12 protein-coding genes are annotated in these 13,528 nt (G+C 61.8%); 5 read left to right on the top strand and 7 right to left on the bottom strand.

Annotated elements, in window-relative coordinates; genetic code table 11:
• Nucleotides 1–25: 25 nt before the first annotated feature.
• Entirely contained in the window at nt 26–535 is a 510-nt protein-coding gene (locus BN1233_RS08360) for a universal stress protein (RefSeq protein WP_063776731.1), read from the top strand.
• Nucleotides 536–1,157: 622 nt separating this feature from the next.
• On the opposite strand, the gene BN1233_RS08355 is transcribed toward BN1233_RS08360, so the two are convergent.
• Complete coding sequence (locus tag BN1233_RS08355) at nt 1,158–2,828, bottom strand: L-lactate permease (RefSeq protein WP_046862994.1); 1,671 nt, start codon at nt 2,826–2,828, stop codon at nt 1,158–1,160.
• Nucleotides 2,829–3,176: 348 nt separating this feature from the next.
• Between BN1233_RS08355 and BN1233_RS08350 the strand changes: the two genes are divergently transcribed.
• Complete coding sequence (locus BN1233_RS08350; protein ID WP_046862993.1) at nt 3,177–3,668, top strand: CDP-archaeol synthase; 492 nt, start codon at nt 3,177–3,179, stop codon at nt 3,666–3,668.
• A gap of 7 nt (nt 3,669–3,675) precedes the next feature.
• Here the strand turns inward: BN1233_RS08350 and BN1233_RS08345 are convergent, their stop codons facing one another.
• Entirely contained in the window at nt 3,676–4,647 is a 972-nt protein-coding gene (locus tag BN1233_RS08345) for a metallophosphoesterase (RefSeq protein ID WP_046862992.1), read from the bottom strand.
• 198 nt (nt 4,648–4,845) lie between these two features.
• Nucleotides 4,846–5,526 (bottom strand): hypothetical protein, encoded by a 681-nt coding sequence (locus BN1233_RS08340; RefSeq protein ID WP_046862991.1) that lies wholly within the window; start codon nt 5,524–5,526, stop codon nt 4,846–4,848.
• Nucleotides 5,527–5,809: 283 nt separating this feature from the next.
• Between BN1233_RS08340 and BN1233_RS08335 the strand changes: the two genes are divergently transcribed.
• Nucleotides 5,810–6,652 (top strand): universal stress protein, encoded by an 843-nt coding sequence (locus tag BN1233_RS08335; protein ID WP_046862990.1) that lies wholly within the window; start codon nt 5,810–5,812, stop codon nt 6,650–6,652.
• Nucleotides 6,653–6,784: 132 nt separating this feature from the next.
• On the opposite strand, the gene BN1233_RS08330 is transcribed toward BN1233_RS08335, so the two are convergent.
• The 4 genes from BN1233_RS08330 to BN1233_RS08315 form a co-directional block, all read right to left on the bottom strand.
• Nucleotides 6,785–8,314, bottom strand: coding sequence for a tripartite tricarboxylate transporter permease (locus BN1233_RS08330; RefSeq protein WP_046862989.1), 1,530 nt, complete (start codon nt 8,312–8,314; stop codon nt 6,785–6,787).
• A 39-nt stretch (nt 8,315–8,353) separates the two neighbouring features.
• Nucleotides 8,354–9,622: an LVIVD repeat-containing protein gene (locus BN1233_RS08325; RefSeq protein ID WP_046862988.1), complete on the bottom strand. Its 1,269-nt coding sequence runs from the start codon at nt 9,620–9,622 to the stop codon at nt 8,354–8,356.
• A 169-nt stretch (nt 9,623–9,791) separates the two neighbouring features.
• Nucleotides 9,792–10,310, bottom strand: a complete 519-nt coding sequence (locus BN1233_RS08320) for a tripartite tricarboxylate transporter TctB family protein (RefSeq protein ID WP_046862987.1) — start codon at nt 10,308–10,310, stop codon at nt 9,792–9,794.
• Between the two features lie 18 nt (nt 10,311–10,328).
• Nucleotides 10,329–11,333 (bottom strand): Bug family tripartite tricarboxylate transporter substrate binding protein, encoded by a 1,005-nt coding sequence (locus tag BN1233_RS08315; RefSeq protein WP_048709581.1) that lies wholly within the window; start codon nt 11,331–11,333, stop codon nt 10,329–10,331.
• Nucleotides 11,334–11,741: 408 nt separating this feature from the next.
• On the opposite strand from BN1233_RS08315, the gene BN1233_RS08310 reads away from it, so the two are divergent.
• Together BN1233_RS08310 and BN1233_RS08305 are read left to right on the top strand one after the other, a co-directional pair.
• Nucleotides 11,742–12,539 (top strand): FadR/GntR family transcriptional regulator, encoded by a 798-nt coding sequence (locus tag BN1233_RS08310; protein ID WP_147707092.1) that lies wholly within the window; start codon nt 11,742–11,744, stop codon nt 12,537–12,539.
• Nucleotides 12,536–13,513 (top strand): aldo/keto reductase, encoded by a 978-nt coding sequence (locus BN1233_RS08305; protein WP_046862986.1) that lies wholly within the window; start codon nt 12,536–12,538, stop codon nt 13,511–13,513. The genes BN1233_RS08310 and BN1233_RS08305 overlap by 4 nt, the downstream gene beginning before the upstream one ends.
• Nucleotides 13,514–13,528: the final 15 nt, after the last annotated feature.

The following is a 13,528-nucleotide window of genomic DNA, read 5'->3' as shown; positions in this document are numbered from 1 at the left end:
GGGCGGTTCCCCACGGGAGGAGCACATGTACAACCACCTTCTCATTCCAACGGACGGATCTCCCCTCTCCGATGAGGCGATCAGGCATGGCGTCGCGCTCGCGGCCGAAACCGGCGCCAAGGTCACGTTCCTCACGGTCATCGAGCCATTCCACACCTTCTCCTTCGGTGTCGATCAACTCCAGGAGACGGCGGATACCTATCAAACGAACATGCAGGAACGCGCCACACGCATTCTGGCCGAGGCCGCCAGAGTTGCGACGACTGCCGGCGTGGCGCACGAGGTGATCCAGACGGAAGACGATCAGCCCTACCAAGCCATCATCCGCACCGTTGAGGAGAGGGGCTGCGATCTCATCGCCATGGCGTCGCATGGCCGCCGCGGAGTCTCAGCCTTGGTGCTGGGGAGTGAAACGGTCAAAGTCCTCACGCATTCGATCATCCCGGTGCTCGTCTACCGCTCGCCGAGCAGCCGCCCGGATCTCGCGCGGCACGAGGTCCAAGCAGAGCGAGCGGCCGAGAGGCAGATGACCTAAGGCGGGCAGAGGCCGGAAGCACCTAGGCTTCGGCCTCCGGCCACCCTCCTCTTCCAGCACCGGCATCTCCTGTCGGTTTCGACGAGCCCGATTTCAGCCTGTTCGGGGCTTCGATTGAACCGGACTCAGGTTCATGGCGCTCTTCCTTGGCTCGCTCGAATACGTGTTCGAAGACGGACCGGCGAATGACTGGTTCCAGGACGAGATCGTATTGCGCTCGCAATTCTGAGCGGAGGCTCGGCGCTTGCCTTTTTCTTCCGTGTCTTCACACGGCGCCAAATCCAGTCGTTGACCTGCGCGCCTCGCCGACCGCCACTTACCAGCCGGATCGGCCTTCAGCTTCGTAATGAGCACTGGCCTCTATGGCCTGACCTATCTCTATCGTTGTATCTCACGCGGGTCCGGGGCTACTCCGCCCAGCAAATCGATGCTGATTGAACAACACGCACAGGCAATGGGGCTCCCGAACGCGTCCCTCGTTGCGGCCAATGAATCCATGCCACTCTGGCGATGCTTCGGATTCCGCCCAGTTGACCACCCGTCTTTGGCTGAAAGCTCCGAGGCTACTGGACCACGAGCTACATGGTCCGAGCCATTGCGCCGGAGCGGGAAACCCCTTCGATCATGGGTGTATGACCATGGCCGTGAACGGAGAAACGTAGGCCTGCAGCATGATAAAGCCGCCGACGAGGCAGGCGAGCACCACCGAATGCCAGAACACGAACCGCAGGATCGATCCTTCATGGCCGAACCAGTTGGTCGCGGTCGAGGCGACAACGATCGACTGGGCATCGATCATCTTGCCCATGACACCGCCGGACGAATTGGCCGCCGCCATCAGGATCGGCGATAGTCCAAGTTTCTCAGAGGTGATCCTTTGCAGATTGCCGAACAATACGTTGGATGCAGTGTCCGACCCGGTCAGCGCTACGCCGAGCCAGCCCAGCAGAGTCCCGAAGAACGGATACAGCACGCCCGTGCCCGCGAAGGCGAGTCCAAGGGTCGCATCGATGCCGGAATAGCGGGTGAGAGTGCCAATCGCCAGCATTGCGACAATGGTGATCAGCGAATAACGCACCACCCACAACGTCTCGCCATAGGCCTGGATCAGGCGAAGCGGTGAGAAGCGCATCACGAGGCCTGCCACTATCGCGGCGATGAGGATACCCGTCCCCGTATAGGACAAGTAGGTGAAGGCGAAGACCGCCGCCTCCGGAGCATCCTTCGAGACGACCGGCGCCGTCTTGATGATTGCGTTGTGCAGTCCAGGAACCGGATAGTTCCAGGTGAAGATCGGATTGACCAGGTTCTTGAACCACTGGCCTCCCCAAATCACGACGATGACGGACAGGATGATCCAGGGCACCCACGACCAGATCACTTCGTTCCGGGTCGCCTGGCGCGCCGGCGGGACGGGTGCCGGCATGGTGGCAGCGGATTCATCGCGCGTCCGCAGCGCCGGAGACGTCCAAAGCTCCGTCGGTTGCCAGATCCTGAGGAATCCCACGAGACAAACCATCGAAATAATGGAAGCTCCGATATCGACGACCCAGGGGTTGACGTAGTTCGAAATCAGGAACTGCGGGATCGCGAAGGAAACGCCGCAGACCAGGACGGCGGGCCAGATCTGGACCATGCCGCGCCATCCCGCAAAGGCCCAGATGAGCCAAAACGGTACGATAAGCGAAAAGAACGGCAGTTGCCGTCCCACCATGGCGCCAAGGAGATAAGGGTCCAGGCCTGTGACCGACGCGAGGCCCTGGATCGGCGTGCCGAGCGCACCATAGGCGACGGGGGCCGTGTTGGCGATGAGCGAGAGCCCGGACGCAGCAAGTGGGGAGAAGCCGAGCCCGATCAGGATCGCGCCCGTCACGGCGACAGGGGTTCCGAAGCCCGAGGCTCCCTCGAAGAACGCGCCGAACGAGAAAGCAATGAGAAGCAATTGCAGGCGGCGGTCCGTTGAAATTCCACCAATCGATTGCTGAAGGGTCTGGAACCAGCCTTTCTCCACTGTCAGGCGGTAGAGGAAGATGACATTCAGAATAATCCAGCCGATCGGGAACAGGCCGGTCATCCCGCCGAGAGCGGTGACGCGTAAGGCCAAGCTGCTCGGCATGCCGAACAGGAATACGGCGACTGCGAGAGCAGCCACGAGGGCGATCAGCGCGGCGATATGGGCCTTTACCTTGCCCGAAGCGATCAGGCCCAGAAGGATCACGACCGGAACGGCGGCCGCGATCGTCGAGAGGGTCGTGTTGCCGAAGGGGTCGTAAACCTGACGCCACGTTTCCATGAGCAAGTCCTCCTTGGCACGCCGCCTGTGACCCGTGTGGACCTCGCCTCGGGAGTCACCGATAGGGGGAATCATTCCTCCCGACGTAAGGCGGCGGCACCGAACGGCCGGGTGCGATAGCCAAAGCGATAACGCTCTATCGGCCAGAGTAGATGCTCGCCGTCTGCAAAAACGGCTCGAGGGAAAAGACATCCTGCAGACTCTGCCAGTGCCGGCATATCCGATTCAATGCTTCGCGGATACGCCTACTGCCGCATCCATCAGGAGTCTTCGAGATCGACCCTCATCCTGTGAACTCAGGTGCACTACTTCTTTCGCAGGCCCCCCGTCTCCTAGCAACTCACCGACATGGACGATCTTGAACTGTATCTCGTCCTTCTCCTTCTCCTCGGCATTGCCAATGGTGCTCCGATCTTCACCAAGAAGCTTCTCGGGCAGAAGCTTGTGACGCCTCTCGATCTTGGTCTGATCCTGCCTGACGGCCAGCCGCTGTTCGGTCGAGGTAAGACCATTCGTGGCCTCATCGTCTCGGTCGCATGCACGGCGCTCGCGGCAGAGCTGCTGGGGCTGGAATGGCGGATCGGCGCCGGAATTGCGGCCTCGTCGATGCTCGGCGATCTCGCATCGAGCTTCATCAAGCGTCGGCTTCGACTGCCGCCGCACGCCCAGGCCTTCGGACTCGATCAGGTCCCCGAAGCCCTCCTGCCGCTCCTGGTGTTCAGGGCGCCATTGAATCTGAGTTGGTGGGAGATCTGCGTCCTGGTCGTAGTCTTTGTCGTGCTGGAGATCCTGCTCTCTCGGATTCTATTCAGGCTGCGCATTCGCGACCACCCCTACTGAACGTGTCTCACCGGCTGGCGCTCCGCCGAAGCCGGTGCAAGGTGACCTCGGGCGGGCAGTTGAGGCGCACATCGACGAGAGAGGTGCCGGCCCCGACGGAGGTATAGCCGAGCATGCCGTGATAACTCCACGGGCCGCGAGCAAGCTTTCGTGGGCTGTCGGCATCGGTCAGCACCGGGACCCCGCCGGGCAGACAGATCTGGCCTCCGTGGGTATGGCCGCACAGCATCAGGTCGAACCCGGCATGGGCCGCATGCCTGTAAGCCTCCGGGGTGTGCGAGAGAAGAACCGAGACCGCGCCACCCGGAATGTCGTGTGCGGCGCGATGGAAGTTCTCCATGCGGTAGTAGTGCGCATCGTCGATGCCGGCGAGATAGATCGCCTCGCCATCACGGACCAGCTTGGTCCATTCGTTCAGCAGAAGTTGATACCCCACCGCTTCCATTCGCGGCACGAGTCGGATCGTGTCGTGGTTGCCCAGCACTGCATAGGCAGATGTCTTGATGACCGGGCGCAGGCGTTCGAGCCCATCCAGGACGGCGCCGAATTTCCCATAGGTCCGGGCGCGATAATCTCCCGTCAGCACGCAGATGTCGTATTCCAGCGGCCGAACGCGTTCGATCAAGGCATCGAGAAACCTGGTGTTCATGTCCAGGTGAAGGTCGGAAAGCTGGAGAAGCGTGAAACCGTCGAATGCCGGCGGGAGATTCCGGATCGGCACTTCGTTCGTGCGAACCTTGATATCGAGCGCGTTACGACGTCCCCGCCGGTGGAGGCCGGTCAAACGCAGGCTCCCGCGGATCAGGCCATGGAAAGAGTACCAGTTCTCTACGTGAAAGAAATGCGTGCCCTCTCGAAAGACCTGCGCCTCGAAATCGTGCTCCAGCCCGAGCCGCTGCCGGACGTGCAACCGTCCGAGGCGCGGCTCGAGGGCGGCAAGGGCGGCTTCCTCCTCGCGCGTGATTTCCGGGGATCTCATTCCGCTATTGGGCTCGAGAATTCGGGGGCGGTCACGTTAGCGTCGCGTTCATGAACGACGGGTGAGCCCGGCACCTTGGGGGGAAATCTTGGTCGATTTCGTGGCAGTTGGAACGTTCGAGCCGCCTGGGGCGGACAGGCGTCAGCCTGTCCGCCCGCATTGCAATCAATTGATATCGCCGAAGCTGCCTCGCTCCCGTCAGTTGGCGGCAAAGCAGTAGAGCAAGCCGGCCCCGCCCGTGCCGCGAAGCGCCTCCTGGCTGCACCCACCGCGGGTCGAATGCGACGAATTCCACGACTTCGCCGGCGGCTGCTCGTCGAGGCCGATCCGATCGTGATGACCCACCATGGCGGCTCCCTCCGTGCCGCTCTTCGTCCAGTTCCCGCAGGTACGGTCCTCGCCGGCCGCGAAGGCCGTCCCGTCGGGCTGAGATCCCGTTAGGATGTCATGCGTGTTGGGCGTGTCGCCACGTCCTTTGACAATCTCGCCCTTCTCGGTGATCGCCGTTTGCTTCGTGAGGTTGTTGGCGCCGTGCAGCTCGGCCACATCCTTCGCGATGACGACGCCCTTGGCATTCTGCCAGGGTCCCCGCCCGATACGATCCCGCGCGTTCACGGCCGTGCCGCCGCCTGTTGCCTGGGTGGACAAATAGGCGCGCCAGGTCTTCCCGCCCGCTCCCACGGCCTGGGCGAGATTTTGGCAATGGCGATCCGCACCCTCGAGACCGCCGAGGTCGGCTCCCTTTCCTGAACCCACACTGGTTACGAAGAATGTCATGTTCGCGGCGCCGGCACTGTCCTGGGCCTGCGCGATACTACCGGCTACCGACAACACGAGGGCCGCCGACGCGGCAATCCCGAGGGCTTTCGCTCCACTCATCCTCACCTCCCTACTCGCCCGCGCTCTCGGCGCGGGCCTCTCCGGCGCTTCCGGTGGAAGCACAGGAAAGACGTAGAGCGCTCTCGGGCGGTGGGGATTCGACAAGGCCAGAAAAGTCGGCGAGCCTCTCGCCCGGGAAGGCGTGGCTTTGGAATGTCTGCTAACCGGCAGCGCAGCCCATCCTGGGCAGGATGCGAACCGCCCCGACGGGCTTCTTGATATCGATCAAAGCTGGGCGCGGCTGCGCCGCTAGACTGCCAGCGAACGCAAGGAGAAGGTCGGTATGCTGCAGCAGATCAAGAGTGTCCTCATTGGGGTCACCGAGGAAGGCAACGAGAGGGAGGTCTCGTCGGCCATGCGTTACGGAATTACCCTTGCTCGAGAGGCCGGGGCTCACGCGACGATCCAGGCTGCGGCCCTCAAGCTCGTCGTGACGCAAGCCTTCGTGAGCAGATTTGCCGCGGGGCTCGTTGCCGCCGAAAATCAGAGGCTTCGGGCGCTCGCAGAAGCGGCCGCGGACAAAGCCCGCCGAGACGCCGAGGCGGAGGGGGTGCTCTCCACCTCGGAGGCTCCCCAGCTCACCTACCCGGATCTGCTTCGATCCTTTACGGCGCAAGCCAGGGTCCACGACCTGACGGTACTGGATGCGGAGCCGATCGCGATCGCTCTCGATCGCGGTCTCATTGAGCAAATGCTGTTCGAGAGTGGCCGTCCCCTGATCGTGGTTCCACCGGGTCGCGACACCTTCAGCACCAGGCGTGTCATCGTGGCCTGGGACGGAAGCGCCAAGGCTGCAAGGGCCATGAATGACGCCCTCCCCTTCCTGCAGGCGGCCGAAGAGGTCGAACTCGTCTCCATTTCCGGCGAGAAGGACCTCAGCACGAGCGTCCCCGGCGCGGAAGTCGCTCCGCATCTCGTACGGCACGGCGTAAGCGTCTCAGTAATCGAGCTCGACGTCGAGAACGGCGATGTGGCGGAGACGCTGCGCAGGCGGGCAGCTCTCTCCCAAGCCGACTTGATCGTGATGGGCGCTTACGTCCACCACCGTCTGCGCCAGATGGTCCTCGGAGGTGTGACTCAATCTCTCCTGAAGAAGTGCCCTGTTCCACTGCTTCTCTCAAATTGAGCCGGTACCGCCAGCCAAGTGCTCTCGCCCTCGAGAGGCATCTGTCTGACCAGACTTCGCGGTAAAGGGCCCCTGAAAATTCAGGAGCCGGCCTGGGCGCCCTGTCACATCAACCGGGCGGCCCTCGTCACGTCACTCGTATCCGGCCTGAACCGTGCGGGCGAGGACACCCTCCTTCCGGCGGTTCCGAAGCCATGGAAGCACCAATGTCGCAATCACCATGAGCCAGAGCAGGTTTCCGAGAGTCGATGAGAAAAGGACCGTGAGATCGCCCTGGGCGACGCGCAGCGAGCGAAGCAGGTACTGCTCGAACAGCGGACCCATGATCACACCGACAAGAATAGCCGTGACTTCGTACTGGGTCTTCCGCGCAATGTAACCGATCACGCCGAAGAAGAGAGCCAGGCCCATGTCGAAGATGTATTCACGCTCCGAGAATGCCGCGATCGTGATCATTGAGAGAATGAGCGGGACCAGGAAGCGTGTCGGGACCCAGACGACCCGGCTCATGTACCGGGCCAGGGGCAGGATCATGAGCGTCATGAAGCAGTAGCAGACCAGCATCTGCATGTAGATCGAGTAGACGAGTTCCGGACGCTCGATGAACAACCGGGGCCCCAGAAGCACTCCCTGGTAGGTGAGAACGACCATCATGATCGCGCCCGTCGTACCACCCGGTATCCCGAGAGCCAGGACTGGAACCAGGGTTCCGGAGGTTACGCCATTGTTCGCCGATTCAGGAGCGATCACCCCCGGCGGGTGCCCCGTCCCGTAGAGTTCCGGCGTCTTGGAACAGGCCTTGGAATAGTGATAGGCGAGGAACGCGGCAATCGTTGAACCGGCACCCGGCAGAATGCCGATGATCAGGCCTATTATGGACGTCCAGACGGTCTGCCACCAGTACCGGGCGGTCATCACCAACCCTTCGAGCGTGTCGCTCCATCGGGCGCTTTTTGCTGCCGACAGGTCTGCCGTGTCCACGATCGTTTCGTGCTCGATCATCACGAACGCTTCGGAGATCGCGAAAAGGCCGATCAGCACGGGGATCATCGGCACCCCGTCATACAGTTCGAGCATTCCAAAGGTTGCGCGGCCTGTTCCGAAGATCGGATCCGCTCCTACGGCGCCGATCATGAGCCCAAGGGCTCCGGCAATGAGACCCCTGACCATGTCCTTGGCCGCAATCGCGGCAATCAGCGTGAGTCCGAACACCGTGACTACGACCATCTCGACGCTTCTGAAGTAGAAGCCGAGTTGACCAAGGGCCGGCAGAAGCACCATCGCGCCAATTGTCGTGATGAGACCTCCGAAGGCCGAGGCGGCGAAGCACAGGACGAGGGCCTGCTGTGCCTGGCCCTTCTTCGTCATCGGATAGCCGTCGAGCGTCGTCGCAGCGGCACCTCCTTCACCGGGCATGTTGAACAGGATGGCCGGTATGCCGCCTCCGAGTTGCGTCGTGCAGTACAGCGAGATCATGAAGGCCATCGCGGCCTCGATGCTCATCTCGAGCGTAAGCGGTAGTAGAATGATGAGGGTGTTCTGCGCGCTGAAGCCAGGCAGGATTCCGACGATGATGCCCAGGAGCATCCCTGGCACGATGACCCACCAGAGGGATATCGATTGCACGAATACGTCATAGATCATTGCGCTGGATACGAGCATTCCTCACCCCAAAATTTATCGGGCAATGGACGACGCGAATTAAATGACCGGTTCGAGTATATCCAAGCCGACATTCCGATCGATGACATAGACGAGCCCGCGCTCATCGACGTAGACGTCATTACTCTGCGGGCTCTCCTGCCCAGAAGCAGGCTCGGGGATGAACCATCCGATCTCCTCCGGCGCCGTCGGATCCGAGATGTCGATCATCCGCAGGCCACCCGAGAACCAGGCACAATATAGGCGATCGCCCTTTACATGTTCTTGGAACTGATGGGCACCGAAGCGCCCGATCCTGCTGAAAGGCGAGTCAAGTTCGCTCAGATGAAACATCCCGAGCGGTTTGATCTCGCTGCGATTCTCTACGTCGAGCAACCAAAGGCCGCCATGAAGCTGCCCCTTGCGATGGTCATGTTCCTCGTCAACGGCAACCGCGACCTGCCGTCCCTGCCAGCGAACCGGAACTGGAACGACGGTATGCGTCGGCTCCGGGAAGGGCGGGTGGTAGTTGAACTCGCCCGCAGTCCTCAGATTCGTGATGTCGCGGGCATCGATGACGCGGATGCCCGCATACCAGACGGCAGCCCAGAGCTCGTCTCCAAACCTCATTGCATGATGCAATCGGTGCGACAGCCCTTTCCAGTGCGGCGTCTCGCCTCTGGCCGTGTTCTGGCCGGGCATCCACCACCGCGACACCTCGGTGGGACGCGATGGGTCGGCAATATCGTAGACAACCAGGATATTGCCGAGAAATCCCTCCATCTCGGTGGAGATGTAGGCGTAGCGCCCATCCATGTCGAAGCGGTGCACTCCGACGCCATATGTCTGCACATAGGCGAGTTCCCGCGGACGCGTCTTGTCCGACACATCGAAGACCCGGAACCCACCATCGCGATAACCGTGCTCGAGGGTGTGGCGAAGGCGCGGGAGGAGATTCTCGGGTACATTCAGGACCGTCGCGAGTTCCGCGTCGCTAGGCTCCCGCCCGCTCTCTGCCCGCAGCTTCGCCTCCACCTGTCGAAGCGCCTGCCCTCTCCTCAGAGCATGTCGATCATTCTGCTCGACATTCGCAATCATGATGTCGCCGACCACGCGGACCTTGTGGGTATGGGAGCGGTCGTCGGAGAGTTCGAGCGTCGTTGCGAGCCGCGGATTTGCGGGATCACGGACGTCGATGATGCTGGTCCCGTGAGGCGGCTTCATATGCCCGACATAGGCGTATCCACCCTGCACCACGACCTGTCCGCCGCCGGGGAGATCGAGATGGGCCACGCGACGCAGGTTTCTGGAGAGCGTTACGGTGGTCATGCGGCAGGCCCTTCAATTGTGTTGCGTCGTGACGACACAGATTGTGTTGGCGAGAACCAGGGTCGGGCTAGCCGATTGAGCAGGATTGATGTGAATCCCGATCTAGCGCGAACGCGTTGATCATCGGTTCGGCAAAGTGCACTCCGTCCAAACCATGACCGGCGCCACCTCATCCGAGAAGTGAAGAGAGCAGTCGCTCGACCAGCCCGGTCGGCAGGCGTGAGTCAAGAAGCGCAATGAAAAGGATATAGACCGTTGCAGCAACCGCGAAAGCGATACCTATGAGCGTTCGCCATTCGCGGACGCCGAGCACCCACATCGATGCCATCATGACGAGGAATAAACCCAGGGTCGTGCCGAGCCAGGGAATCACCGCGACGAAAACGATCAGGATGAGCAGGATTGCAAGACGCTGGGATTGAACTGTCGAGCGTTCGAAGAGTGACCCAAAACCGAGCGTAGCGCGACCCGAACGGGCCTGCACCACCACTTTCAGGATTTGCAGGAAAGTCAGCACCAGCAGGCACACGCCGATGAGTGTGCCGGTGGCGCGGGCCTCCCATACAAGTCCGGAAGTCGAGACCAAGTAGTAGATCGTAAACGCTGCGGCGAGAGCCGGGATAATGAGGTCGGCTCCGAGCCCTGGCCTGCTCTCCTCGGTTATCGGGTTCGTTTCGGGTCCGCTCATGGAACGCTCGATTCCGCTCTATTTGCTCGCGCTCAGCACCTTCTCGTACCGCTTGGCGAGGTCAACCATAGCGGTTGCATATTCCGTGCAGGTCTTGCGGTCACCGTATTTGAGCGCCCGAACGGGCGCACCAGACTTCTCGAACGCGTCCCTGAAGACAGGATCCTGATGAGCCTGCTCCGATGTCTTCTGCAGTTTGTCGAAGTCGGCCGGATGGGCGTCGGCCCATTCCGTGTGAACTGCCCAGGCTCTGGATGAGTAGAGGTCAGGAATGTTCGTGCCGAACGTTGCGTTGATCGTTGGTGCGTTCTCGGTATCGGCGGCAAAGATATTTTCTCTGTTGAAGACGCCAACCACCTTGAGACGATCGCTGAGCGCGAGAACGCCGGCTATGGGAAGCGCTCCGATATCCGCCTCGCCATTCAGAACAGCAATGTAAGTGGGATTCCCGCCGCCATATGGGATGAGGTTGAACTGCGCGCCGGTAGCCTCTCCGAGCGCGAGCATCCCGATCGAGGCTGGGTGAGGGATCCGGCTGACTGCGACATTCAGCGGTTTCTTCTTCGCCGCCTCCACGATCGCCTTCGCATCGTTGAGAGGCGAGTCCCGCTTCACGAAAATACAGCTGTCGTCGATGTCCATGCGGCTGAAGTAGATGTAGTCCTCCGGGAACTTGTAATCGGGCTTCTGGACCGCGTACATGATCATCTCGGGACCCATATTCCCGAAGAGCATGTTATAGCCATCCCGAGGGTTCCGCTTCACGAAGAGTTCGTAACCAATTTGCCCCGCGGCACCGGGATGGAAGGAATACTCGAATTTCCGGCCGAGGAGCTTCGACCAGGCATCGTCGAAAGCACGCGCAAGCCGCTCTGCGCCGCCGCCCTGCCCTGTCGGAATGATCACACGGAAATTGCGTTCGGGATAGCCTTGAGCCAAGCCAAGCGTTCCACTGGCCAGAAGGCCGGTCGTTGCAGCCGCTCCCGCGAGGAATCCACGACGTGACAAGGTCGTTGTGATCATGTCTCTCTCCCTTCGATGTGCGAGCGATCTTTGCCGCCGCATTCATGTCATGCTGCCCCTGGATCGAGGATCACCTGGGATCTTCGACACAGTGAGGACGGCCCCATCGCGAACGGTCTGGCGTCTCCATTCGCAGAAGAGTATCCGGGTAGCCTAGCACGAGCATCACGCCACCTGCCTGCATGCACAGGAGGGTTTCCTCGCTACCCGCGAAAACAGCACTCAGACTTCGGACCGAGCTCCTTCGAAATTTCAATGCCCAAGGAATGAGCCAGGACCAAGCACGTCCCATTCACCCGTCTTGAAACCAATCGCGTCTTGGTTGACATTGATCAGCACAAGTCTGCCTGTGTCAAGGTCATGCTCGTTGGCGGCATGACCGAACCAATTCGCAAATGGTCACCTGAAATGGCGGCGGAAGAATCGGAGAACAGCGGCGTGCTGGTGCGCTTGCGGGCTTATCTCGCGCAAGCACAACTCGGCGGCACCGAGCGGCTCCCACCCGAGCGGGAACTCGCCATGGCGCTCGGTTTCACGCGCGGTGAGCTCCGGAAGGCGCTTGCGACGCTCGCCGCAGAAGGCCAGGTCTGGCGCCACGTCGGAAAGGGAACCTTTCTCGGCAGTCGTCCTGCTGACGCCGCCCTGGATGCGGCCGCCATGGCGCGCCGCACCAATCCAGCCGAAGTCATGAATGCCCGGCTCGCCATAGAGCCGGAACTAGCCCGAATGGCCGCTCTGAACGCCACACCGGCTCAGATCGCCGATATGCGGGGCTATATCGCAAAATCGCGGCGCGCGGCGACCTGGCGTCAATACGAGAGCTACGACGGACGTCTGCACCGCCTCGTCGCAGAGGCCACTCAGAACAGTCTGCTGCTTGGCCTCTTCGATACTTTGAGCGCAGTTCGCCAGGCGGTGACCTGGGGGCGCTTGCGGGCTCACCCCGTTCGCCCGGCTGCGGACCACCACAGCTTCGCCGAGCACGAAGCGATCGTCGATGCGATCGAGAATCGCGACATGCTGAAAGCGGCAGGGGCCATGCGCACCCACCTGCGCTCCGTCGAGCGCAACCTGCTGAAGCAGCAGCATTTCGAAGATCCGGAATCTGCCTCGGAGGACTCATCCCGAGCCGGAGTCCGGCGTGATCATCCGGATCCGCCTCGGCCCGACTCCGAAGCCGATCATGGTCGGGAGATCGTGAGATGAAGAGGCGCTATCTGGGAGATCTCGAAGTATCCGCCATCGGGCTCGGCTGCATGAGTATGACGCCCATCTACGGCGAGCCGAGCGAACCCGAGGCGATCGCCACGCTCCGCCGCGCCGTAGAACTCGGGATCAATCTGATCGATACGTCGGATGCCTACGGCTTCGGAACGAATGAAGACCTCGTTGGCCGCGCCCTGCAGGGGTTTCGAGACAAGGTCATTCTGGCCACCAAGTTCGGGAATATCCGGCACCCGGACGGCCGGACGGCTGTCGACGGTCGGCCCGAATATGTGACCGCGGCCTGCGAGGCCAGCCTGCGCCGCCTCGGCACGAACGTCATCGATCTCTATTACATCCACCGCGTGGATCCCACCGTGCCGATCGAGGACACGGTCGGCGCGATGGCGCGACTGGTGGAGCAGGGAAAAGTTCGGGCCCTCGGGATTTCCGAAGCCGGTGTCGAAACGCTGCGACGCGCGCACGCGACCCATCCGATTTCAGCGCTTCAGACCGAATATTCGCTCTGGACCCGCGATGCCGAGCAGGACCTGATCCTGACCTGCGAGGAGCTTGGGATCGGCTATGTCGCCTATGCGCCACTCGGTCGGGGCTTCCTGACCGGAACGGTCGAGGGGCTGGACTCTCTGGGGCCCGACGACCGGCGCAGAGACATGCCGCGGTTCCAGGGCGAAAATCTGCAACGGAATCTGGCTCTCCTCGACACAATCCGCGCCGTCGCGGCCCGGGAACGCTGCACGCCAGCGCAGGTGGCCATTGCCTGGCTGCTCGCGCAGCGCGATTTCATCGTGCCGCTCCCCGGCACGAAGCAGAGGCGCTGGCTGGAGGAGAACGTGTCGGCCGCCGACATCGCATTGTCGGACCGAAGTCTCGCGGAACTCGCACGAGCCTTCCCGCCGGGCATCGCTGCGGGCACCCGCTATCCGGAACCACAGATGAAGCGCCTGGGGTTATGACGAGGCGTGCTCCCG

The sequence above is a fragment of the Microvirga massiliensis genome, assembly GCF_001006805.1.
Lineage (GTDB): Bacteria > Pseudomonadota > Alphaproteobacteria > Rhizobiales > Beijerinckiaceae > Microvirga > Microvirga massiliensis.
Note: the sequence above shows the minus strand (reverse complement) of the source record. Positions and strands in the feature narration are given on the sequence as shown.